The sequence below is a fragment of the Sphingomonas pseudosanguinis genome, from assembly GCF_052056765.1.
Taxonomy (GTDB): domain Bacteria; phylum Pseudomonadota; class Alphaproteobacteria; order Sphingomonadales; family Sphingomonadaceae; genus Sphingomonas; species Sphingomonas pseudosanguinis.
The window spans coordinates 1,762,452-1,786,118 of the sequence record NZ_CP189888.1 but is presented as its reverse complement, the minus strand read 5'-3'; the positions used below and the strand labels follow the sequence as shown (position 1 = coordinate 1,786,118).

Sequence of the window (23,667 nt, the reverse complement as noted above, 5' to 3'; positions counted from 1 at the left end):
GATCTCGGCATACCGCGGAGGGCAAGGGCACCGCGAGCGTATCGCTGCCATGCGCCAAATGGCGGTTCGCTCGGCCCAGGCAGACCGGCAAAAGTCCGGCCGTAGCAGGGGGCGAGCCTTCTCAATTCGGAACGGGTAGGGGTAAGGCCGCCTGCCGACCTCCGTAGAAAAGTCGTCGATCGGCTCCGTTTTCCCAGCCGCCGCACCAAGTTGCTCTTTCCCGAAGCTGCTCATGGGGGAAACGTGAAAATTCACACGGAACGAACGGCCAGGATTGAGCGATCATCAGCGCAACGATAATCCGCGCTGCGGACCTTTGACAGGATAAGCGACGCGGAACCCGATATGTGACGTCGGAAGGTCGTGTTCCTGTGCCTGATAGGCGGCCGGTCGAAAATTGGCGCAGTAATTCATCGCACAGAGGTAGCTGCCGCCCTTGATCAGACCGACATCCTGATCGCCTTCCACCCATTCCCAGACATTGCCGACCATGTCGTAAAGGCCCAGGTCGTTCGCCTCGAAGCAGCCCACCGGCGCGATCCCGGCATAGCCGTCCTCGGCCGTGTCGCGCATGGGGAAGACGCCCTCCCAGACATTGGCCCTGGGCTTGCCGTGATCGAACGCCCAGTCGACCGGGTCGCGCGTGGCGTTCTGGTTGCCGCGCGCGGCGCGCTCCCATTGTTCGGTGGTGGGCAGCGCCCCTCCGGCCCAGCGGGCATAGGCTGCGGCATCGTCGCGATCGACATGGACGACGGGTTCGTCCGCGCGACCCATCAGGTCGCTGTCGGGACCCTTGGGACGACGCCAGTCCGCGCCCTTCGTCCATCGCCACCAACGCGCGGCATTGTCGAGGGAAACCGGCTCTGTCGGCGCGACGAACAGCGCCGACGCCCCCTGACGTTCGGCCCGTGTCCGATATCCGGTTGCCGCCACGAAGGCCGCGAACTGGCGGTTGGTCACCTCGTGCGCGTCGATCCGGAATGCCGCCACGCGGACCGGCCGGCCGGGGCGATCCGTGCCATCCTCGCCAAACAGGACAACACCCTCGGCGACGGTGACGATGGCATCGTTCGCAAGACAGCGATGAACAGGGGGCGCCGCGCTGGCCCCCAGCGTGCCGGACGCGGTCAGTGCCAGGAGCAGGGCAGCCCCGATCCTCATGGCCGGGCCGCCGGAGCAGGAGCGGCCTCGGCACCAACCGGTAGCGGAACCACGCCCTTGGCCTTGGCATATAGATCATAGGCCTTGACCAGCTCGGCGAGCCGCTTCGGTTCGGCGGCCGCCAGATCGTGGGTCTCGCCGGGATCGCGAGCGACGTTGAACAACTGCCAGCGCCCGGTGCTGACCCCGCCGCGCGTATAGCGGTTGGTCGGCGCGGGCAGAAACACGACCTTCCAATCCCCTTGGCGAAGCGCACGGCGGAAGAACAGCTCATACCCCAGTGTGTCGTCCGCGGAGCGGACGTTCGCGGCACTGGCGGCCAGCACCGGGCGCAGGCTCTTGCCTTCATAAGGCAGGATGGCATGGTCCGCGAACTGGCTGGGCTGGCGTAGCCCCGCATAGTCGAGCAGGGTTGGCGCAACGTCCCGCACGTCCAGATTGGCATTGGCGATCCGACCGCCGCCCGTCACCCCGCGCCCGGCGGCAAAGGCGCTCACCCGGATGCCGCCCTCGGTCGTATAGCCCTTGACCAGCCACGACGGCACCGAATTGGCCTGCGCCCAGCCCGGTCCATAGCCGACATAGCTGGTCGGCTTGCCGATATTCTCCAGACTGTTGTCGATGCCGAGCGCCTGCGCCGGAGGCAGCGCCGCGTCGGGCGAACCGACCTTGAAGCGGGGGCTCGGCGCCTCGATGACATTCCCCTCCGGTCCGTTATCCGCGAAGAACAGGATGATGGTGTTGTCATAGCGCCCTTGCGCCTTCAGCGCGGCGATCACCCGGCCGACATTCTGGTCCATGCGATCGACCATGGCGGCATAGACCTCCATCTTGCGCGCCTCGACAGCCCGTTCGTCCGCGTTGAGCGACGCCCAGGGTCTGGCGAGCTCCAGGCTGTGCGGCACTGCATCGGCCGGTACCAGGCCGAGCGCCTTTTGCCGGGCCAGTCGCTCGGCACGCAGCGCCTCATAGCCTGCGTCATAGCGTCCCTTGTACTTGGCGATCGTCTCCGCTGGTGCCTGGAGCGGCCAGTGCGGCGTCGTGAAGGGCAGATAGGCGAAGAAGGGGCGGCGATCGGCCGCCTTGGCCGATGCATCGAGATAGCCGATCAACCGGTCGGCGAAATAATCCGCAGAATATTGCCCCTTGGGCAGGGCGGCGGGCTTGCCGTCGTCGCGGTAGCTTGGCGCCAGTCCCGCCTTCGTCCAGGCCTCGTCCTGGTCCGCGCCGAAATGGTTCGACAGGCCCTGCAGCAAGGCGAAGCTGTGCTCGAACCCCCGTGCGGCGGGTTCGCGCTCGGGCGTCAGGCCCAGATGCCATTTGCCCGCCATCCATGTCGCATAGCCGCCCGCACGCAGCAGTTCGGCGATGGAGGCGACCCGGTCGTTCAGATATCCCTCATAGCCCGGCTGCCCACGCGTCGCAGGGCCGAGCAGTTCCGCCATCGTGCCCAGTCCGGCTTCGTGATTGTCGACGCCGCTCATCAGCATCGAGCGGGTGGGGGAACAGGTCGGCGCGGTGTGGAACCCGGTGAAGCGCACCCCCGACAGGGCCAGCGCGTCGAGATTGGGGGTCGCGATCTCACCCCCGAACGCGCCCAGGTCCGACCAACCGAGATCGTCGGCGACGATGATCAGGAAGTTGGGGGCATCCTTCGGCGCCGTTTGCGGTTCGCTCGCGGCCGAAGCCGTTGCGGCCGGGGCGGCGAAAGCCGGCGTGGCCGCGATCAGGGCCGACGCGGCCACCGTCCAAAATCTCACACCGATCATGTCTGCTCCCATTGTCGGCGACCATGCGCGCGGTCGCACGCTCGGGATAAAGGTTGCCGCCGTCGCGACAATGATAATTTGCCTATTAGATCGATAGGAATTCCTTCGTTCGCTTCATGAGCGTCCTTTCATAGCCCTAGGCGGGCGGTCGCCACCGCATGTTCGTCCCCGCCATGAGAGAATGTCCATGCCGATTTCGACAGCCCTTCGTCGCCGTGCCTTATGGCTCGCCGGTGCCGTTCTGCTGCCCGCGCCCGCCACCGCGCAAGAGGCGCTGGTCGCCAACGAGGAGGGCCGGGGCGCGGCCGCTGCGGTGCCGGATAGCGGCGCGAGCGAGGATGTCCTGGTGACCGCACGCCGCCGGACGGAACGAAGCCAGGACGTACCGATCGCCATCAATGCCTTCGGCGCGGCGCAGATCGAATCGACCCGCACCTTCAACCTGCGCGACTTGCAACAGCTGACCCCCAGCCTGGTCGTGACCAACACCAACCCCCGCAACACCAGCATCAACATTCGCGGGCTGGGTAACAATGTCGCGGTCTATAATGACGGGCTGGAGCCGGCGGTGGGCGTCTATCTGGACGGCGTCTATCTCGCGCGGCCGGGACAGACCGTGTTCGACCTCGCCGATCTGGAGCGGATCGAGGTGCTGCGCGGGCCGCAGGGCACGCTGTTCGGCAAGAACACCTCGGCGGGTGCGGTGGTGGTCACGACCCGGCAACCGACCTTCGACTGGCAGGCGGGCGGGGATGCCAGTCTGGGCAATTATGATTTCCGCCAGCTCCACGCCTATGTCTCTGGGCCGTTGTCGCAGCATCTGGCGGCGCGGCTGTTCGTGTCCAAGACCGATCGCGACGGCTTTACCCTGAACCGGTTCGACGGACGCTATGGGCAGGATTTTCACGACCTGAACCTGCGCGGCCAGCTCCTCTACAAGCCCAGCGACGCATTGACCCTGCGGATCATCGGCGACTGGGGGCGGCAGAGCAGTTTCACGGCCGGTAGCATCCTGCTGGGGGCCATTCGCAATTACGACAACGGCGCGCCGTTCCTTAACAATTACTACGACCGGGCGGCACGGCTGGGCTATACGCCGGTCGCGGCGAACCCCGCGCTGCGGACGACCGACACCGATGCCGATCCGCGCTACCGGATGAACCAGCACGGGGTGAACGTCACCACCGACTGGGATGTCGGCCCGGCCACGCTGACCTCGGTCACCGCCTATCGCGCTTGGAACTGGTATCCCCATAATGACGGCGACGGCACCAGCATCGACGCAGGCGCGGATTTCCACCAGAGCAACGAGCAGCGGCAGGTCAGCCAGGAACTCCGCATCGCCTCCAACGGCGCGCGGCGCGTCGATTATGTGGCGGGCCTTTATTATCTCTATCAGTCGATCGAGGCGGAGGCGGTCAACCGCTATGGCAGCCGCGCCGCCGACTGGTTCCTGCCGCCGACCACCAATGCGGCCGTCGGTGCGGCGGCCCTTAACGGCTACCATGTCGTCAGCCGCTCGCGCCCCGTCACCGACAGCTATGCCGCCTTTGCCCAGACGATATGGCACATCACCGATGCCGTCGATCTGACGACCGGCCTGCGCTATACCTATGAAACCAAGTCCGGCTATTTCGATCAGGACGCGACCGGAGCATCGCTGGCCGGGCTGACGGCGGCGCAACAGGCGGCGGCCCGGGCGATCCGCACCCGTTATGGCGTGCGCAATTTTTATACCGCGCGCACCGAGGCCGGGCGACTCTCGGGCCAGGCGACCCTGTCCTGGAAGGTCGCCGCACCTGTGCTGGCTTACGCAACCTATGCGCGGGGCAACAAGTTCGGCGGGCTGAACCTCGCCAACATCACCACCACCGGCCAGTTCGCCGCCAATCCCGTCATCCGTCCCGAGACGATCGACAGCTATGAGGTCGGTGCCAAGACGACCTGGGCGGACGGTCGGATCACCGCGAACGTCGCGGCCTTCTGGACCGACGTCAAAGACTATCAGACGACGATCGTCGACGTGGAGCGCAACGGCGTGAGCTTCTTCACCAACGCCGCCAAGGTACGGACCCGCGGCTTCGAGGCGGACCTGCGCGCCGCGCCGACACGGTGGCTGACATTGTACGGATCGGGCACCTATGACGACGCCCGCTACATCTCCTATGCCAATGCACCTTGCCCGATCGAGATCACGGGGCGGACATTGTGCGATTTGAGCGGGCAGCGCCTGCCGGGCGTCTCCCGTTGGGCCGCCTCGGCCGGGGGCGAGGTCCGCGCGCCCCTCGGCGTCAATTTCGGCCATGACGCCGAGGTTTATGCAGGCTCGGATTACAGCTATCGCTCCGCGACCAACAGCACCGCCAGCCTCAGCCGCTATTCGGATATCCCGGCCTATGCGCTGGTCAATCTACGGTTCGGGATCAGAGCCGATGACGGCCGATACGACATCCAGTTCTGGGGACGGAACATAGCCAATTCGACCTATTATCTGTCCCGGGCGGCCAACAACACGGGCGCCGTTACCGCCACGCTGGGCGATCCCCGCACTTACGGCCTTACCCTTCGAACCAAATGGTAGATGGTTTTCGTCTGCTGTCATACGTTGCAATTGACATGTTCAATGTACTGCGAAGAGGAAAAGCCTGGGCTAGCGTCCTTGCTTCAATAGCGATTGATCAAAGCACCATGATTTGCAGGCGGTCTCTATGCGTGGTGGCTATCACTTCAGACAAATTTTTGAGCGAATGTCTATCTTGATTGCTGGGCCACAACAGTCGACTTGATAAGCCTGAGGCCGCCCCCCGGCGTCAGTGCGAGCGTGAATTCTGCCAGCGCTTGGCACGCGATGCTTTGTACGAGGGCCCCATTCTGGCGACCGCGATCGCTCATCCATCCTCCAGCAGCGCTGCCAGGTGCGCCAGCCGCTCGCCCGCATCCTCGATCCGTTCGGTCAGGATCAGCCGCCCGTTCTTTTCGGTCAGCCCCGCGATCGCCTCGCCCGCCTGGCTGTCCGGTCGCGGCGTCAGCGCGATAGCGGCGGGGCCGGCGTCGATCCGCGCGATCCCGTGGCCACGCGCCAGTTCGCGCACGCGCGTGATCGTCATCAGCCGCTCCGCCGCACGCGGCAGCGCGCCGAACCGGTCGCGCAACTCCTCCTCGAAGCCATCGACATCGTCGATCTCGCGCAGCCGGGCGAGCCGCGCATAGAGCGACAGCCGCACATCCTCGTCCTGGACCCAGTCGGCGGGCAGCCAGCCGTTGATGCCCAGGTGCAGCTCGGGCGTCCAGCGCTCAACCGTCTCGCCCCGCGCGGTGCGTAGCGCGCCTTCGAGGAGCTGCTGATACAGCTCGACACCGATCAGCCGCATATGCCCGGCCTGCGTCTCGCCCAGCAGGTCGCCGGCACCGCGCATGTCGAGGTCGCGGCCGCTGATCGCGAAGCCCGCGCCCAGCCGGTCGAACGCCTCCAGCGTGCGCAGTCGCTTGAGCGTCCGGGGCGCGATGGCGTCTTCGCCCTTCGTGAACAGCAGCACCTGGCCGCGCCGATGCCCACGTCCGACCCGCCCGCGCAACTGATGCAATTGGGCGAGGCCGAAGCGATCGGCGTGGACGATCGCCATCGTGTTGGCGCGCGGCACGTCCAGCCCCGCCTCGATGATATTGGTCGCGAGCAGCACGTCGCCGTCGCCGCGACCGAAGCGCACCATCGCCTCGTCGATGTCGGCCGCCGGCATCTTACCGTGTGCCTGCAACAGCTCCAGTTCGGGGACCAGCTCGGCCAGCTGCGCGGCGAGCGGCGCCATGTCGGCGATGCGCGGCACTACGACGAAGCTCTGCCCACCGCGCGCGCGTTCGCGCAGCAATGCCGCGCGCAGCATCTCGGGCGCGAAAGCGGAGACGGCGGTACGGATCGGCTGGCGGCGGGCCGGGGGCGTTGCGATCACCGACAACTGGCGCAAGCCCACCAGCGCCGCCTGCAGGGTACGCGGGATCGGCGTCGCCGACAGGCTGAGCACATGGCCCGCCGATCCATGGCCCGCCGAAAGCGCCTGCAATTTCGCCTTGTCCGCCGCGCCGAAGCGCTGTTCCTCGTCGACGATGACCAGTGCCAGGTCAGCATAGGCGACGCCCTTGCCCGCGAGCGCACCCGTGCCGATGACGATTTGGATGCTGCCATCCTTCAACCCCGCCTTGACGCGGCGCGCCTCGGCCGCGGTCGACAGGCGCGACAGGCCGGCGACCGCGATCCCCGTGTCGGCGAAACGCTGGGTGAAGCTGTCGAGATGCTGGCGGGCGAGCACCGTCGTCGGCGCGGCGATCGCCACCTGCTTGCCCGACAGCGCGGCGATGGCGGCGGCGCGCAGCGCGACCTCGGTCTTGCCATAGCCGACATCGCCGATCACCAGCCGGTCCATCGGCCGTCCGGAGGCCAGGTCGCTGCGCACCGCCTCGATCGCGGCGCGCTGGTCAGGCGTTTCCGAGAAAGGAAAGCCCGCCGCGAAGCGTTCATAGGCGGCGGGTTCGGGATCGAGCACCGGCGCGGTGCGGTCGCCTCGCGCTTCGGCTAGCTCGGTCAGCCCGTGCGCAGTGTCGGCGATGGCGGCATCGATGCCGATGCGCCGCTCCTGCCAGCTCTTGCCGTCCAGCGTGTCGAGCGTGACTGCGTCATCCTCCGCGCCGTATCGCCATAAGCGGTCGGCGTCAGCCACGGGCACCAGCCGCACCGCATCGCGCGCATAGGTCAGCTTGATCGCGTCGCCGCCCGCGGTCGCATCGTCACGCGCCAGCCGTTCCAGCCCCGCGACGATGCCGATGCCATGATCCTCGTGGATGACGGTGTCGCCGACGCGGACGTCGGCGGGTTGCAGCAGCGCGGGCTCGACATGCGGCACGACGCCGTCGGATCGGTCGGCGCGGCTGCCGATCAGGTCCGCCGCGGCGATGGCAAGCAGGCGTTTGGCGCGAAAACCGCAGTCGGCGGGCGCAGCGAGCGTCAGTAGCGGCCCCGCCGAGCGCTTGCGCACCGCCGACCAGTCGGCGGCCGGGGTCGCTTGGGTTGCCAGCGCCTTTTCGACCCGGCGGGTGAGGAAGCGCAGGTCGCGCTCGCTGCCGATCAGGACCACGCGCTCGCCCGCCTCGATCGCCGCCTTGCCCAGTTTGGCGAGGCCGCGCATCGGCGCCGATTGCTCGACGAAGCGGGGCGGCGGATCGCCGGCGCGGTCGATCGTCACGACCTGCCGCGCCGAGATCAGTGCGTCCCACGCCGCCTCGTCGATCACCTCGCGTGCCGCTCGTCGGGCACCGCGCCGCGCGGCATCCGCGCTCAGCAGCAACAGGCGCCGGCGCCGGTCGTCCGCAGCGGGGGGCAGGACGATCGTCGCATCGGGCAGATGATCGATCAGCGCGCAGCGATCCTCACCCAGCGGCGGCTCGGCCACCCGGCCCAGTTCGCGCCGCTCGATCTCGGCGGTGGTGCGCTGGTCGGCGGGGTCGTAGCTGCGGATCGACACGACCCTGCCGTCCTCCACCTCGATGCGCAGCGGCTGTTCGGCATCGGCGGGAAAGACGTCGAGCACGCGACCGCGCAGCGCCAGTTCGCCCGGCTCGTCAACGCGCTCGTCGGGGATATAGCCTAGCCCGGTCAGCGTATCGAACAAGGCCGGCAGGTCGCATGGCTGGCCGACCGCGACCTGCGGCGGCTCCGCATCGAAGGCGGCGGGGGGCGGATAGGCGCGCGCCAGCGCCTCGCCCGTGGTGACCAGCGCGATGCGCGGGCGCTTCGCCTCGCCCAGCATGCACCGCAGCCCGCGCAGCGCGGACACGCGTTGGCCGACATTGGCGGGGGAAGCGGGGGCCTCGTCCCCCGGCAGCGCGTCGGTGCCGGGGCACATCCAGACGCTCGCCTTCGGTATCAGTGCGCTGAGCGCCCGTGCCACGGCAGCCGCGCGCGTCTCGTCCGCCTCGACCGCCACGATATCGTCCTTGGCCAAGCGTTCGGCGAGCGCTGCGGCGGTCTCGACGATACCCAATACGGGATGCGGCGTGCCCGCATCGGGCGCCAGCATGGCAATCTCGGCAGCGGTCAGTGTGCGCATCACATGTCGTATCCCGTTGGGTGACAACGAAAAACGGCTGCCCGACGCGCCCGTTCCCGGGCTCGTCTCAAGGCCATGTTTTTAGCCGATGGTCGAATGGAGGGGGCAGTTATCATCATGTTTTGCAAATGTATCAAGTTTTAAACAACATGATTTTGCGCATTGATAAGTTGATCAAGAATGATCATACTGCAAAAATTAAGACTGCAATAGATATTCGATCATAGAAAGTCGGCTCCATTACGGGAAACAAAAATTGTTATGGTTAATTAGAATTTATTTCTGTTAGGAACGGAATTGTTTGCATTCTGATGTCGACTGAAGCCCGTGCAGCAAATGCTATCAAAGTACCCCGCATCAAACGCAAATTCGCCGAGAATGTAAATTACCCGATATCACCCATGGGCACCGCGAAGCGCAGCTTCCGGCGCTATGCCGGTGTGCGGTTCGGCGTGCACTTCTGATCCTCGAGTAATCTCTCCGGCGTGTCGGGCGTCGTTATCGCCCCAAACGCCGATAGCCGCTCATGCAAACGTACGAGCCGGCGGGGCACCGCCACCCAGATGTCTCGGTCATCGGTGGTTGACCCGGCACCGTCCTGCGCCCAGCATCTGTCCGACATAAAAAAGGGGAGGGATGCCGATGGTCACCCATATCGTCTCGGCGGCGATGATCGCCGCCGTCATGGCCGGGGCCGCGCCCGCCGCCGCGCAGGAAGCGCGGCCGGTTGCGATCACGGTCGATGCCGGCCGGACGACGGGGACGCTGCCGCCGGTCTGGCGGTTCTTCGGGGCGGACGAGCCGAATTATGCGACCATGAAGGACGGCCGCAAACTGCTGCTGTCGCTGGGCAAGCTGCGCAAGGGGGATGTCTATTTCCGGGCGCACAATCTGCTCAATACCGGCGATGGCACGCCGGCGTTCAAATGGGGCAGCACCAACGTCTATACCGAGACCAAGGACGGCAAGCCGGTCTATGACTGGACCGTGGTCGATCGCATCATCGACACCTATCTGGCGCGCGGCGTCCGCCCCTATCTACAGATCGGCTTCATGCCCGAGGCGATGTCGACCGCGCCGTCCGGCACGCCCTATCAGCATGGTTGGCGCCCCGGCTTCGACTATAACGCGATCATTTCCGGCTGGGCCTATCCGCCCAAAAGCTACGACAAATGGCGCGATCTGGTCTATCAATGGACCCGCCACAATGTCGAACGCTATGGCCGGGCGGAGGTCGAGCGCTGGTATTTCGAGGTGTGGAACGAGGCAAACGGAGCCTATTGGGAAGCGCCGCGCGAGGAATTCTACAAGCTGCATGATTACGCCGTCGACGGCGTGCGTCGCGCGCTGCCGACGGCACGGGTCGGTGGGCCGGATTCGGCGGGGGCCGGGGGCGCGTTCATGGACGGCTTCCTGCACCATGTCACCAGCGGCACCAACCATGCGACGGGCAAGACCGGCACGCCGACCGACTTCCTGGCCTTTCACGCCAAGGGCCAGCCGAGCTTCGTCGACGGCCATGTCCGCATGGGGATCGCGACCCATTTGAAGGAAGTCGATCGCGGCTTCGTGAAGGTCACCGCGATCCCCACACTCGCTACCAAGCCCGTCGTGATCGGCGAGAGCGACCCCGAGGGCTGCGCCGCCTGTCCCGGCCCCGAAAACGCCTATCGCAACGGGACGATGTATTCGAGCTATACGGCCGCCAGCTTCGCCCGGATCTGGGAACTGGCGGCGCGGCGGCGGGTCAATCTGGAGGGTGTGCTGTCCTGGTCTTTCGAGTTCGAGAACCAGCCCTGGTTCGCGGGCTATCGCCAGCTGGCGACCAATGGCGTCGCCTTGCCGGTCCTGAACGTCTTTCGCCTGTTCGCGCAGCTGGGCACTGAGCGATTGGCGGCGGAGAGCGATGCGCAGGTGCCGCTGGATATCGTGATGACGCAAGGGGTGCGCGGTGCGCCGGATGTCGGGACCATCGCGACGCGGACCAGCGACGGCCGGATCGCGGTGCTGATCTGGCATTATCACGACGATGACGTCGCCGGTCCGCCGGCTGCCATTCGATTATCGCTGCGTGGCCTGAAGGGCACGGCGCCCGCCTCGGCGACGCTGTGGCGGGTCGATGGCGATCATGCCAATGCCTATGCCGCATGGAAAGCGATGGGCGCCCCCCAGTCGCCCAATCAGTCGCAGTATGCCCAGTTGGAATCTGCATCCGAAATGCGGTCTGAGATGCTGCCCATCGCCACAGGCGGTGGCGTTGCGACGACGGCGCTATCGCTACCACGGCAGGGCGTCGCATTGGTGGTGCTGGGCACACGTTGATCGGCGCCTTCGCCTCCGATGGCGGAGCGATGTGCGTCAGGGCTTGTGTCCTTTCGCCAAGCGCGGCACCTTGGCGATCCGATGCCACGGCCACCAGGCCGGGCGATGATCATGAGGGAGGATGACCGATGAGGATGCTGAGCGCCGCGTTGCTTACGGCGATGATAGCGGTATCACCACTGGTCGCGCAGACGACCGTGCCAGCCGCGCCAGCCGCGCCGGCATCGGTGGTGGAGGATTTCAAACCCTCCACGCTCAACCAGCCGGGACAGGCCTATCCGCAGGTCAATTCGCAGGGCTATGCCCGTTTCCGCATCGTCGCGCCTGACGCCAAAGCGGTGAAGGTCAGCCTGGGGCTGGGCGGGCGCGGCGGTACGGTCCTGACGGAGGCGCCGGACGGGTCGTGGATGGGCACTTCCGAAGGGCCGCTCGATGAGGGGTTTCACTATTATCATCTCACCGTCGATGGCGGGACGTTCAACGATCCGGGGACGCTGAACTTCTACGGCTCCACCCGGTGGGAGAGCGGGATCGAAATCCCGGCGCATGACGCCGATTTCTACGCGCTGAAGGACGTGCCCCATGGCCGCGTCGAGCAGATCCTGTTTGCCTCGCCCAGCACGGCCAGCCAGCGGAGGGCTTTCGTCTATACCCCGCCCGGTTACGACCGGAATGCGCGCGAGCGTTACCCGGTGCTCTATCTCCAGCATGGCTGGGGCGAGGACGAAACCGCCTGGGCGAACCAGGGCCATGCCAATCTGATCATGGACAATCTGATCGCCGCCGGAAAGACGCGGCCGTTCATCATCGTCATGACCTATGGCATGACCAACGACCTGCGGCCCGGCGGCCCCGGCGGGCTGGCCGCGTTCGACATCCGGCCGTTCCAGACCGTGCTGCTCAACGAACTGATCCCTTATGTCGATGGCCATTTCCGGACGCTGTCGGACCAGCGGCATCGCGCCATGGCGGGGTTGTCGATGGGCGGGTTCGAGACCAAGCTGATCGCGCCCAAGCATCTCGACACGTTCGCCTATATCGGGCTGCTCAGCGGCGGGACGATGTCGCTCGAGGATGTGAATGCGGCACCGGGCTATCGCGACAAGGTGAAGCTGACCTTCGTCAGCTTCGGTGGTCGGGAATTGGAGGGCGACCGCACCGGCCCGCCCGGTGGCCCCCGCAGCGATCCGCGCGCCAATGCCGCCGCCCTGAAGCAGGCGGGGCTGAATAGCGTGTTCTTCGTATCCCCCGATACGGGCCACGAGTTCCAGACCTGGCGGCGCAGCCTGCACGCGATGGCGCCGCTGCTGTTCCGCGACTGAAGGCCCGGACGGGCGCGGCGACGCGCCGTGCCCGTCGGCTCAGATCACGCCGGCCACCCGCAGGGTGATCGCATGGACGCTGTCGGTCGCGCAGGCGAACAGCGTGCGCCCGTCGCGTCCGCCAAAGGCGATATTGGCGCACGGCTTGGGTGTCGGGATCGTACCCAGCCGCTCGCCACCGGGCGACCAGATGCCCACACCCTCGGCGATGCCGGCATAGACCCGGCCCGCCCGGTCGACCGCCAGCCCGTCCGGAATACCCTTGTCCAACCGCGCGAAGACCCGCCGGCGGGCGAGGCGAACCCCGTTCACCACGTCGAAGGCCAGGATTTCCCGCGGGCCATCGGGCTTCAACGCGCCGCCCGTCTCGCTGATGTAGAGCGTTCGGCCATCAGGGGAAAAGACGATGCCGTTGGGCTGGTCCATCTCGCCCTCGACGACCGTCAGGCTGCCCGAGGGATCGATGCGATAGACGAAACGCCCCGGCTGTTCGGGTTCGGCGCGGATGCCTTCATCGGGGACGGTGATGCCATAGATCGGATCGGTGAACCACACCGCGCCATCCGCCGCGACGGCCAGATCATTGGGGGAATTGAGGCGCTTGCCCCGATAGCGGTCGGCGAGCACGGTCATCCGGCCATCGGCCTCCTGCCGTACCACCCGCCGGGTGCGATGCTCGCAGGTGATCAACCGGCCGCGTGCGTCGAAGCCATTGCCATTGGCGTTGTTGGACGGTGCGCGAAAGACGCTGACACGCGCGCCATCGATGCGCAACATCGTGTTGCGCTTGACGTCGCTGCAGATCAGTCTCCGCCGCCGTGGGTCCCAGGCGGGGCCTTCCATCCAGCGTCCGCCGCTGTGCAGCGTCCGCAGTCGCGCGGCCGGATCGACGACATCCGCCAGTGATGGCGCGGCGGCGGCACGCGTGCCCATCAGCAGCAGCGAGGCACCCGTCCCCGCCATCATGAACCGTCGGCTGATGCTGTCGTGAGAGGGAAGCGGCATGGCATGTCCTGTTGAGTCTGGAGCGACCGATGCGGACGTAACGTTCGGGCGGGCAAGCTGGCTCCTGCCCATGCTTTGATCAACCAGGGGGCATCATGCGACCGATCGTGACATTTCATGTCTGGCCCGCCATGCGGGATATATGGCCATTTCGGGCGGTTCTGATGGCCGACGCAGCCGGGAGCCATCATGACCAAGACCGCCTTTCTTAACCTCGCCCTCGCATCGATCATGATCGCTGGGACGGCCCATGCCCAGACGACGCCCAAAGTCATAGGCCTGTCGCCGCAGCCCGAACCCTATGCGACGGAGTCGGTGATCAACCATCCGCGCACCATCGGCTGGCCGGAAGGGCGCAAGCCCGTCGCGCCGCGCGGCTATGAGGTGGTGAAGTTCGCCGGCGGTCTCGACTATCCGCGACAGGCGCTGCTGCTGCCCAATGGCGACGTGCTGGTGTCCGAGGCGCGGACCAAGCCCAAGCTCGACGCCGATCCGGAGGTTCAGCGCGGGCAGGCGCTGTCCAAGACCACCGGATACAGCGCCAACCGCCTGACGCTGCTGCGCGACGCGGATCGTGACGGCGTGGCCGAGCAGCGCTTCGTGCTGCGCGACGGGCTGAACCAGCCATTCGGTATGCAATATGCCAATGGTCGGCTCTACGTCGCGAATACCGATGGCGTGGTCAGCTTTCCCTATCAACTGGGGCAGACGCGGATCACCGATGCGCCCCGGCCGCTGATCTCGCTGCCGGCGGGCGGCTATAATAATCACTGGACCCGCAACCTGCTGCTCAGCCCCGATGGCCGCACGCTCTATGTGTCGGTCGGATCGGCGTCGAATGTCGGCGAATATGGCATGGACGAGGAAAAGCGGCGTGCCGCGATCCTGGCGGTGGATGTGAATACGGGCCGTGAGCGTCTCTATGCCTCGGGCCTGCGCAATCCGGTCGGCATGGCCTGGGCACCGACCAGCGGCACCCTCTGGACCGCCGTCAACGAACGCGACGAGATCGGGGACGACATCTCGCCCGATTATCTGGTCGGCGTGCGCGAGGGCGGCTTCTATGGCTGGCCGTACAGCTATTATGGCAAGCAGGACCCGCGTCACGTCAACGAGCGGCGCGATCTGCTGGCGACGACGCTGATGCCCGATGTGGCGGTCGGTGCGCATTCGGCGGCACTCGGCATCGCGTTCGACAAGGCACCGGGCGCACAAATGGCCTATGTCGCGCGCCATGGATCGTGGAACCGGTCGAGCTTCCTCGGCTATGACGTGCTGGCGGTCCCGTTCACGCAAGGACGACCCTCTGCCGAGCCGCAGCCCTTCCTGACCGGCTTCGTCGCCGATGCGAAGAAGGGCGATGTCTATGGCCGCCCGGTCAGCATCCAGACGCGCGAGGATGGGGCGATCTTCGTGGTCGACGATGCCGGCGATACCGTCTGGCTGGTCCGTCGCAAGGCGTGACCCCTCGACCTTGGGCTCACACGATGGCCGCGGCGATGAGCATCCTCGTCGCGGCCCCTCTTCATGCTCAGACGATCCCGTTCGCCGATACCGAGGACGCCACGCTGTCAGAGGTCGACATTCGCGACGGCGCCCGCACCTGGCATCCGGTCATATCCCTCGACGTGCGCAACGGCGACTATGCGCGCGGTGCGCTCGACGATGACGACGCGCGGCTCGACCGGGTGCCGGTCCATGTCGCGATCGGCGGCGCGGTCGTGCTGCGCCGCCGGGAGGACGGAAGCGGTGAGCTGTTCGCCATCGGGCAAAGCTCGAACGGTTTTCATGCCCCGCGTGCGGCGGACCGTGCCTCGCCGCGGGCCTGGTATGAAAGCAACAATCTCCTCGGGCTGGCATGGCGTCCGACCGGGGGGCTGACGACCGCCGTCACCTATACCATCAAGACGAGCCCGAACGGCGTCGCGGCGACGACGCATGAGGCCAGCCTGAGCGTACTTTATTCGGCGGACAAGGGCTGGGGTCGGTTGAAACCGCGTGCGGCGGTGACCCGTCGAACCCAGGGCGATGGCGGCCTCTACACCATTGCCGGGATCGCGCCGTCCTTCGCATTGACCCGGCGCGAGGACGGCCCGACGCTGGCCATACCGGTGATGGGCGGCATCGGCTGGGGCGGCTTCTACGGGCCGGGCACCGGCGACCGTGCCTATGCCAGCGGCGGGCTGACGCTCGCGCAACCCGTCCGTTTGGCCGGCAGCACCGCGACGTTGCAGGCGGAAGTGCTGGCGCTGGTCCGCGACGACCGGTTGCGCCGTCTCGATGCGCCGGACGGCTCGACGGCGGCGGTAATCCCCTATGCCACGCTCTCGCTCGTCATGGCGTGGTGACGCGGCGGCATCGTCAGTCGGCGTCGACCGCCATGGTCCGCGTGATGCCGATCGCATCGAGGAAGCGCCTGTCATGACTGACGACCAGTAACGCGCCGTCGAAGCCGCGCAGCGCGGTTTCGAGAACCTCGATCGACTCGATGTCGAGGTGATTGGTCGGCTCGTCGAGGATCAGCAGCCAGGGCGGGTTTTCCCCCGACAAAAGTGCAGCAAGACCGGCGCGCAGGCGCTCGCCGCCCGACAGCGAGCCCACGATCCGCTGCGCGTCGCGGTTGCGGAACGCGAAGCAGGCGCAGGCGGCATGCACGGCTTCGTCGTCAAGCATGGGATATAGCCGGCGAAGATTGCCAGCGATCGTCTCCGCGTCATCGAGCAAAGTGACATGCTGGTCGAGCATCGCGATCCGATCCGCCCGCCGCCGCACCCTGCCGGTACTGGGCGTGAGGTCGCCGGTCATGAGGCGGAGCAGCGTCGACTTGCCCGCGCCGTTGCGCCCGGTGACGGCGATCCGTTCGGGGCCATGGAGGGACAGCGACCACGGCCCCAGGCACCGATCGCCACGCTCGACCCTCGCCTCCTCAATCACGAGCAATTCGGCTTGGGCGGGCAGGCCGGTCGCGGGCAGATCGATGGTCAGCGGGGTCAGCACCTCGATCCGCGCGCGGGCGGCGGCGCTCGCCGCTGCGGCGTCGGTGATCTGGCGCTCCGCGATCTGGCGGGCGTGACCGCCGCTATTCTCCGCACGTTCGGCGCGCGCGCCCAGCAGGATTTTCGGCTCGGACCCCTTGGCGGCGAAGGCGCGTCCGGCCTTGTCGCGCCGGTCCTTCGCCTCTCGCGCGGCCTGGGCGGCAAGGCGGGTGCTGCGCAAGGTCGCATCGGCGCGTTCGCGCTCGGTCTCGGCGCGGGCGCGTTCGGTGTCGCGAAGGTTGGCGAAGGCCGACCAGCCGCCGCCGACAATGCGGATGTCGATCGGGTTCAACTCGACGATCCGGTCCATGCCCTCCAGCAGCGCACGGTCATGGCTCGCCACCAGCACGCCGCCCCGCCACCCGGCGATCAGCCGGGCGATGGCGGCGCGTCCCGCCCGATCGAGATTGTTGGTCGGCTCGTCCAGCAGCAGCAGGTCGGGCCTGGCGATCGCCAGTCGAGCCAAGCCGATCCGCGTCCGCTCGCCGCCCGACAGGCTGCCCATCGGCCGGTCCAGCGCGACGCCCCCCAGCCCGACCTGCGCGAGCGCCGCGTCGATCGTGGCGGGCAGCGTCCAGTCGGCGGCCTCGAAATCGGTCGCCACGCCGTCGCCCGCCTCGATCCGGGACAGGATCGCGAGCGGTGTGGCGACGCCCAGCGCCTCGGCGACGCTGTCCGCCGGGTCATGGGTCTGGGCGAGCATGCCGACCGTAGAGGCGCGATGGATGGTGCCGGATGCCGGCATGGCCAGCCCGGCCGCGATGCGCAACAGGCTGGATTTGCCCGATCCGTTGCGCCCGACCAAGCCGATGCGCTCGGCACCGACCGACAGGGTCAGATCATGGAAAAGCGTTCGGCCGTCAGGCGTGGCGGCGGAGAGATGCGAGAAGGTGATGAGGCTGGACATGGGCACCGTGACGGACGGGGAGGGCAGGGCGGATGGCGCTGATCTTCCGGTCGTTCACGGGCGTGGCTCCTTCTTTTCGCGGCGCGGATATAGCCGATCGCGGGCGATCACGCCACCCGGGGCCGAGCCGGGCGGCATTTCGTCCAAAAGCACAACGGCTGGGAGCCGTGATCGCCTCGATGCGTTTCAGCCCCGAAATGAAGGAGCGACGCATGTATAAGCGACTGGGCACGCCATTGGTGTTGGGAATGCTGCTGGCGGCCTGCAGCGGTCAGACGGCGTCGGACCAGAACACCGCCTCTCCGGCCGGGGAAACCGCGGGTCCCGCGACATGGAGCGACCGGACCAAGTCCCAGCTGCGCCAGGCGATCGATGCGCGCGCCGCCCATGGTCTCGATCAGATGGCCTTTAATGTCTCGGCGAGCGACGATAACGCTTTGAACGAGCAGGCGCTGCGCTTCGCCGGTGCGCTAGCGCGCGGAGCGAGCGATCCGACAAAATTGTACGAGGTGTATACGGTGCCCCGGCCGTCGCCCGATCTGAAGGCCGGGCTCGCGAACGCGTTGCGCGCCGGTGATCTCAACAAATGGCTGGACAGCCTCGCGCCGCAGGACGGCAATTACAAGCGGTTGTCGGCCGCCTATCTCAAGCTGAAGCAGCAGCCTCAGGCACCCGAGGGGCAGATCGCGGACTCCGGGGAGGCGATCAAGCCGGGTGCCAGCGACCCGCGCATTCCCGCCATCGTCCGCGAACTCGTCATCCTCGATTATCTGGCCCCCGATGCCGCGCAGGGGAACGGCTATGCGCCCACCATCGTCGAGGCGGTTCGCCGGATGCAGGCGGATTACGGGATGAAGCCGGACGGCATCATCGGCGATGAGGCGCTGGCCATCCTCAACATGTCGGACGCCGACCGCATGCGCGCGATCGCGGTGGCGATGGAGCGCCTGCGCTGGCTGGAGCGCACCCCGCCCGCGACCCGGATCGACGTCAACATCGCGGCGGCGCGGCTGACCTATTGGCGCGACGGCAAGATCGTCGACACCCGCCGGGTCGTCGTCGGCGAACCGGATACCGAGACGCCGCAGCTCGGCTCGCCCATTTTCCGCCTCGTCGCCAATCCAACCTGGACCGTGCCCCGGTCGATCCAGAAGAAGGAACTGGCGCAGAAGGGCGCGGCCTATCTGCGCGCCAACAATATGGAGTGGAAGGACGGCTGGATCGTCCAGCAGCCGGGGCCGAAGAACTCGCTTGGCCTCGTCAAGTTCGACATGCAGAACGATCACGCCATCTATCTGCACGACACGCCGGCCAAGGCCCTGTTCGCCATGGTCCAGCGCCAGCGCAGCCATGGCTGTGTCCGTGTCGAGGACGCGCTCGGTTTCGCCGAGATGTTGGCCAAGGACGAGGGCGTGGTCGACGAATGGCACCGGGCGCGCGAAACCGGCAAGGAGACGTTCGTCAAACTGCCGCGCGAAATCCCCGTCCGACTGCTCTATCAGACGGTCCTGTTCGACAAGGATGGCGAGCCGATCGTGCGCAACGATCCCTATGGCTGGGACGACCGGGTCGGCTCGGCGCTGGGCTTCAAGGCCGGCAAGGCGCTGCGCGTTCAGACCGGCGCGGCGGATGTCGGACCGTAATCGTGACGGGTGGGCGATTGTCGCTCGCCTGTTAGCGATAACGCGCTATGATTGCTCCATAATCACCGGACATCAGGTGGGGAGGAGCAGGGATGCGTTTCGACAAGGCATGGCTCGCGCTGGTCGTCATGGCGACACCGGCATTGGCGCAGGATTCGAAGGAGCATGCGCGGCAACTGGCGGGTGAGCCGGTTGCCGGTGCTCAGACGCTGCGGCTGGTCGATATTCCCGAGGCGACGGGCAAACCGATCGCTTTGTTCGACGGCCGCAGTCTGACGGGCTGGACACCGTGGCTGGGCTATGCCGATCCGTCGATCACCTATCGCGCCAGTCCCGGCGCCACGCCGATCGGCGTCGGCCGTGACACCAACGACGATTTCGCGATACGTCAGGTCGACGGCGCGCCCGCCATCTGGGTCAAGGGAGAAACCTGGGGCAGTCTGGTCCACCGCGCCGATCTTCGCGACTATCACCTGCGCCTGCAGTTCAGATGGGGCGACAAGACCTGGGCGCCGCGCAAGGACCAGCCGCGCAACAATGGCCTGCTCTATCACAGTCACGGTGTGCCGGGCGAGGTGTTCGGCACGTGGCGCCCCTCGGCCGAGTTCGAGATCATGCGGGGATCGACCGGCATGATCGTCGCGGTCGGCGGCAAGATCCGCGGACATACCGATGTGGCATTCGACCCGTCGCTGATCGCGCCGCATCTGCGCTACCGGGTCGGCGGGCGGCAGATCGATATCGTCAACGGCACCCCGACCTGGAATGTCGAGGCCGCGACCGATGCCGAGCGACCGATCGGCCAGTGGAACACGCTCGACCTGTATGTCGTCGGTGACCGCGCGGTGCATGTCGTCAACGGCGTGCCGGTGGCCGAAGTGCGCGACTTGGCGGCCATCGCCGCCGATGGCAGCCGCCAGCCGCTGACCCACGGGCATGTCCAGCTTCAATCGGAAGGGGCCGAAACCTGGTTTCGGGCGATCACGGTCGAACCGATCAAGGCGCTGCCCCGGATCGTCGTGGCGAAATAGTCCCTCTTGCTGATCGTCGGCGTTCTCGCGTTCGCGCGCGACGGGCGCCGGATTTGGGGCCGGCGATCGCTCAGCGAAAGGCGAGCCAGCCGATCAGCCCGAAAAGGCCGAGCGCGCACCAGCCGCCATCGGTGCGGATCAGATAGACCGTGCCCATGATGCCGATGGTCGCCATCGCGACCAGCATCGGCTGGCCGTCCGCCACCTGGCCGAGCAGGATCAGCCCGCCGACCAGATTGGCGACGGCGTTGGTCGCGATCCACAGATAGGACAGGACGGGGCCGATCGACCCCAGCAGCGGCATCTTGATCGTCGCGAAACCGCGCATGCTGCTGGGAAACAAATCGGCCGCCAGATGAAGCCCGATGCCGAAGCCCAGTCCCGCCGCGACCGGCCAGGTGCGGGGATCGAGCGTGGCGACGAACAGCGGCAGGATGCTGTGCAGGATTGCGCTGCGATGCCGCAGGCGCAGCGGCGTATCCAGGTCGGGGAGCAGCGTGCCGGCGGTCGCCGATGCCACCACGGTGGCCGCGACGATCCAGGACGCCCCCCCTCCGGTGAACGCCATCACGACTGCCAGCAACAGGAAAAGTAACGCCGCCACTGCGGCGACCTACGCATGGCGTACTCCTTTTGTCCATGGTCCAAGGGGCTCGTCGATTCCGAAGATTCCACTTTTCGTATCGGCGATAAGCGATTGGAATCCGACAGAGTCATTTTTGCCACGCTTCGGGGATGATGGCCGGCTTCAACCCCGCCTATCCCTGCGCACAGATTTTCTCATCCCTGTCAGGGATATAGGCGTGCCTATAGACGCCGTCCGGGTCACGCCGGATAAAAGAGGGAATCCAAACGGTGCACACCATCCGCACGGCCGCCTTGACCGGCACCATTCTTGCCGCCCTGATCGGCACGCCCGCCTTCGCGCAAACGACCCCGACGCCTGCATCGGGGACGCAAGGCAGCGAACCGGCGGAAACCGCGCCGGCCGGCGCCGATGTCGCGACCCGCGCGGATCAGCAGAATGACGTGATCGTCACCGGCACCCGTGTCGAGGGGCGGACCCGGCTGGACAGCATCTCGCCGGTCGACGTGCTCAGCGGCGCCAGCCTGCAGCGGCAGGGCACGACCGAACTCGGCGCGGCGCTGGCAACCGTCGCCCCTTCGATCGATTTCCCGCGTCCCTCCGCCAATGACGGTACGGACTCGGTCCGTCCGGCCACGCTGCGCGGCCTGTCGCCCGACCAGACGCTGGTGCTGATCAACGGTATCCGGGGGCATACGTCCGCGCTGTTGAACACCAACGGCACTGTCGGTCGCGGTTCGGCGGCGGTCGACCTCAACACCATCCCCACGGTCGCGCTCGACCGGATCGAGGTGCTGCGCGACGGTGCGTCGGCGCAATATGGCTCGGACGCGATTGCCGGCGTCGTCAATCTCCGGCTGCGCAAGGCACGCTCAGGCGGCGGGGCACAGGTCAATTACGGTTTCTACGACACCCAGGTCGACACCGCGCGTGGCAGCCGGCACGTCACCGGCGAGCATGCGGTGACCGCCTCGTTGTGGCAGGGCTTCGGCTTTGGCGAGGACGGCTATGTCACGGTGTCGGGCGAGTATCTGAACCGTCGGCCGACCAACCGCGCCGATTTCGATCCGCGCGTCACGCCGACCCGCATCACCGGCCGCTATGGCGATCCCGAGGTCGAGCAGTACACCGGCTTCCTCAACGCCGGCACGACGCTGGTCGATGATTGGAGCCTGTACGGCTTTGTCGGCTATCAGGACCGCGATTCCCGCGGCGCGGCGTTCCCGCGCCTGCCCAGCGCGGCGACCCGATTGGCGGGCTATCCCAATGGCTTCCTGCCGATCATCAACACCAAGTCGCAAGATTTGAACTCCGCCGCCGGCATCAAGGGCAATGTGGCGGGCTTCGATGTCGACCTGTCGTTCAGCTATGGCCGCAACAGGATCGCGTTCCGCACGCTCAACTCCGCCAACTATGCGTACGGCGCGGCGACCCCGAAGAATTTCAACGACGGCGCGTTGATTTACGACCAGTATGTCGCAGGGTTGGACGTCACGCGCCAGTTCGACGTGTTCCAGTCGCTCAACCTCGCCTTCGGTGTCGAGGGCCGGCGCGAAGGCTATAAGATCGTGGCGGGCGAGCGGGCCTCCTACGACTATCCCGAAACCGGCGCGGTCGCGGGGGCGTCGCCCGGCGCGCAGGGCTTTGGCGGCTTCGCGCCCCGCAACGAGATCAAGCGCAGCCGCCGCAACGGCAGCGCCTATCTCGATCTCGAAGCGCAGCTGACCGACAAGTTCCTCGTCGGGCTGGCCGGGCGGTTCGAGGATTATTCGGACTTCGGCAGCACCGCCAATGGCAAGATTTCGGCGCGCTATGACGTGGCCGACTGGTTCGCCCTGCGCGCCACCGCCTCGACCGGCTTCCGTGCGCCGTCGCTGCAACAGCAATATTTCACCCAGGTCGCCTCGGTCGTCACCAATGGCGTGCCGATCCTGACCGGGACCTTCCCGTCGGTGTCGCCGGTCGGCGTGGCGCTGGGCGGCCTGCCGCTGGAGCCGGAAAAGTCGACCAACCTGTCGATCGGCACGGTCATCCGCGCGGGCGGGTTCGACCTGACCGTCGATGCCTACCAGATCCGACTGCGCAACCAGCTGGGCCTCTCGGAGAATATCCAGGCGACCTTCAGTCCGCAGGTGGCCGCGCTGCTGGCACCGTTCAACGTCTCGGCCGCGCGCTTCTTCATCAACGGGCTGGCCTCGACCACGCGCGGTATCGATGCGGTGGCGCATTATCGCTGGCGGACGGCCGGGGCCGGGGTGTTCGACTTCACCGTCGCGGGCAATGTCAACGATGTCGACGTGACGCGGGTGCCGACCTCGACCGCCGTGCTGAACCCGGCACCGACGCTGTTCGCGCGCAGCCGCATCCTGACGCTGGAGCAGGGAACGCCGCGCGAGAAGGTGACGGGCACGATCGACTGGTCGCTCGACCGGCTCGGTGCACTGGCGCGGGTGACCTATTATGGCAACGTCATCCAGCCGGGCACGACGCCCGCCGCCGACGTGCCGACCGGGCGGCGCGCGATCACCGATATCGAGTTGCGCTACACCGGCGATCGTGGCGTGCAACTGGGGCTGGGCGTCAGCAACCTGTTCGACGTCTATCCGCAGCAGCAGGTTGCGGCGAACAATTCGACCGGCGTGCTGGGCTTCCCCTATTACTCGCCGTTCGGTTTCAACGGGCGCTATCTCTATGCCCGTGCCGGGGTGAACTGGTAAGGCGTCTCGGGGCCGGATAGGACGTCCGGCCCCGACGCTCGGACATGAGCCTTCAAGCTCGAGCCCGGCAG

General features: G+C 66.9%; 14 protein-coding genes. 8 read left to right on the top strand and 6 right to left on the bottom strand.

The annotated features are described in order from the left end of the window. Positions 1-285 precede the first annotated feature (285 nt). On the bottom strand, positions 286-1,161 hold the full coding sequence (locus tag ACQHGV_RS08045; protein WP_440977782.1) for an SUMF1/EgtB/PvdO family nonheme iron enzyme: 876 nt from the start codon (positions 1,159-1,161) through the stop codon (positions 286-288). After that, a complete protein-coding gene (locus tag ACQHGV_RS08040; RefSeq protein ID WP_440977781.1) occupies positions 1,158-2,930 on the bottom strand; it encodes an arylsulfatase in 1,773 nt (590 codons plus the stop codon). Before ACQHGV_RS08040 ends, ACQHGV_RS08045 begins: the two co-directional genes overlap by 4 nt. Before the next feature lie 187 nt (positions 2,931-3,117). Here ACQHGV_RS08040 and ACQHGV_RS08035 point away from each other — a divergent pair, with 187 nt between their 5' ends. Beyond that, positions 3,118-5,511: a TonB-dependent receptor gene (locus ACQHGV_RS08035; RefSeq protein WP_440977780.1), complete on the top strand. Its 2,394-nt coding sequence runs from the start codon at positions 3,118-3,120 to the stop codon at positions 5,509-5,511. A gap of 307 nt (positions 5,512-5,818) precedes the next feature. Here ACQHGV_RS08035 and ACQHGV_RS08030 read toward each other — a convergent pair whose 3' ends face one another. Beyond that, complete coding sequence (locus tag ACQHGV_RS08030; protein WP_440980172.1) at positions 5,819-9,028, bottom strand: TRCF domain-containing protein; 3,210 nt, start codon at positions 9,026-9,028, stop codon at positions 5,819-5,821. Positions 9,029-9,664: 636 nt separating this feature from the next. Here ACQHGV_RS08030 and ACQHGV_RS08025 point away from each other — a divergent pair. Next, positions 9,665-11,350, top strand: coding sequence for a GH39 family glycosyl hydrolase (locus ACQHGV_RS08025; RefSeq protein WP_440977779.1), 1,686 nt, complete (start codon positions 9,665-9,667; stop codon positions 11,348-11,350). Between the two features lie 128 nt (positions 11,351-11,478). Then, on the top strand, positions 11,479-12,672 hold the full coding sequence (locus ACQHGV_RS08020; protein WP_440977778.1) for an alpha/beta hydrolase: 1,194 nt from the start codon (positions 11,479-11,481) through the stop codon (positions 12,670-12,672). 39 nt (positions 12,673-12,711) lie between these two features. Here the strand turns inward: ACQHGV_RS08020 and ACQHGV_RS08015 are convergent, their stop codons facing one another. After that, positions 12,712-13,677, bottom strand: a complete 966-nt coding sequence (locus ACQHGV_RS08015; protein WP_440977777.1) for an SMP-30/gluconolactonase/LRE family protein — start codon at positions 13,675-13,677, stop codon at positions 12,712-12,714. 189 nt (positions 13,678-13,866) lie between these two features. Between ACQHGV_RS08015 and ACQHGV_RS08010 the strand changes: the two genes are divergently transcribed. Together ACQHGV_RS08010 and ACQHGV_RS08005 are read left to right on the top strand one after the other, a co-directional pair. Then, on the top strand, positions 13,867-15,141 hold the full coding sequence (locus tag ACQHGV_RS08010) for a PQQ-dependent sugar dehydrogenase (RefSeq protein WP_440977776.1): 1,275 nt from the start codon (positions 13,867-13,869) through the stop codon (positions 15,139-15,141). A 23-nt stretch (positions 15,142-15,164) separates the two neighbouring features. Next, entirely contained in the window at positions 15,165-16,025 is an 861-nt protein-coding gene (locus ACQHGV_RS08005; RefSeq protein WP_440977775.1) for a hypothetical protein, read from the top strand. Between the two features lie 13 nt (positions 16,026-16,038). Here ACQHGV_RS08005 and ACQHGV_RS08000 read toward each other — a convergent pair whose 3' ends face one another. Continuing rightward, entirely contained in the window at positions 16,039-17,619 is a 1,581-nt protein-coding gene (locus ACQHGV_RS08000) for an ABC-F family ATP-binding cassette domain-containing protein (protein WP_440977774.1), read from the bottom strand. Between the two features lie 212 nt (positions 17,620-17,831). Between ACQHGV_RS08000 and ACQHGV_RS07995 the strand changes: the two genes are divergently transcribed. Further along, positions 17,832-19,262 carry a L,D-transpeptidase family protein gene (locus tag ACQHGV_RS07995; RefSeq protein WP_440977773.1) on the top strand — a complete coding sequence of 477 codons (1,431 nt, stop codon included), beginning with the start codon at positions 17,832-17,834 and terminating at the stop codon, positions 19,260-19,262. A 92-nt stretch (positions 19,263-19,354) separates the two neighbouring features. Continuing rightward, entirely contained in the window at positions 19,355-20,293 is a 939-nt protein-coding gene (locus ACQHGV_RS07990) for a 3-keto-disaccharide hydrolase (RefSeq protein WP_440977772.1), read from the top strand. A 70-nt stretch (positions 20,294-20,363) separates the two neighbouring features. Here the strand turns inward: ACQHGV_RS07990 and ACQHGV_RS07985 are convergent, their stop codons facing one another. Beyond that, the gene (locus tag ACQHGV_RS07985; RefSeq protein ID WP_440980090.1) at positions 20,364-20,897 is read right to left on the bottom strand and encodes a hypothetical protein; all 534 of its coding nucleotides are present in this window, start codon (positions 20,895-20,897) and stop codon (positions 20,364-20,366) included. A gap of 260 nt (positions 20,898-21,157) precedes the next feature. Here ACQHGV_RS07985 and ACQHGV_RS07980 point away from each other — a divergent pair, with 260 nt between their 5' ends. Next, positions 21,158-23,596: a TonB-dependent receptor plug domain-containing protein gene (locus tag ACQHGV_RS07980; protein WP_440980171.1), complete on the top strand. Its 2,439-nt coding sequence runs from the start codon at positions 21,158-21,160 to the stop codon at positions 23,594-23,596. The last annotated feature ends 71 nt before the right edge of the window (positions 23,597-23,667 follow it).

Excerpts from the sequence above, each read along its gene's own strand:
- ACQHGV_RS08010 (WP_440977776.1), top strand. The coding sequence starts at position 13,867 with ATGACCAAGACCGCCTTTCTTAACCTCGCCCTCGCATCGATCATGATC.
- ACQHGV_RS08000 (WP_440977774.1), bottom strand. The coding sequence starts at position 17,619 with ATGTCCAGCCTCATCACCTTCTCGCATCTCTCCGCCGCCACGCCTGAC.
- ACQHGV_RS08025 (WP_440977779.1), top strand. The coding sequence starts at position 9,665 with ATGCCGATGGTCACCCATATCGTCTCGGCGGCGATGATCGCCGCCGTC.
- ACQHGV_RS08015 (WP_440977777.1), bottom strand. The coding sequence starts at position 13,677 with ATGCCGCTTCCCTCTCACGACAGCATCAGCCGACGGTTCATGATGGCG.
- ACQHGV_RS07995 (WP_440977773.1), top strand. The coding sequence starts at position 17,832 with ATGTATAAGCGACTGGGCACGCCATTGGTGTTGGGAATGCTGCTGGCG.
- ACQHGV_RS08045 (WP_440977782.1), bottom strand. The coding sequence starts at position 1,161 with ATGAGGATCGGGGCTGCCCTGCTCCTGGCACTGACCGCGTCCGGCACG.
- ACQHGV_RS08040 (WP_440977781.1), bottom strand. The coding sequence starts at position 2,930 with ATGATCGGTGTGAGATTTTGGACGGTGGCCGCGTCGGCCCTGATCGCG.
- ACQHGV_RS08035 (WP_440977780.1), top strand. The coding sequence starts at position 3,118 with ATGCCGATTTCGACAGCCCTTCGTCGCCGTGCCTTATGGCTCGCCGGT.
- ACQHGV_RS08030 (WP_440980172.1), bottom strand. The coding sequence starts at position 9,028 with ATGCGCACACTGACCGCTGCCGAGATTGCCATGCTGGCGCCCGATGCG.
- ACQHGV_RS08020 (WP_440977778.1), top strand. The coding sequence starts at position 11,479 with ATGAGGATGCTGAGCGCCGCGTTGCTTACGGCGATGATAGCGGTATCA.
- ACQHGV_RS07990 (WP_440977772.1), top strand. The coding sequence starts at position 19,355 with ATGCGTTTCGACAAGGCATGGCTCGCGCTGGTCGTCATGGCGACACCG.
- ACQHGV_RS08005 (WP_440977775.1), top strand. The coding sequence starts at position 15,165 with ATGGCCGCGGCGATGAGCATCCTCGTCGCGGCCCCTCTTCATGCTCAG.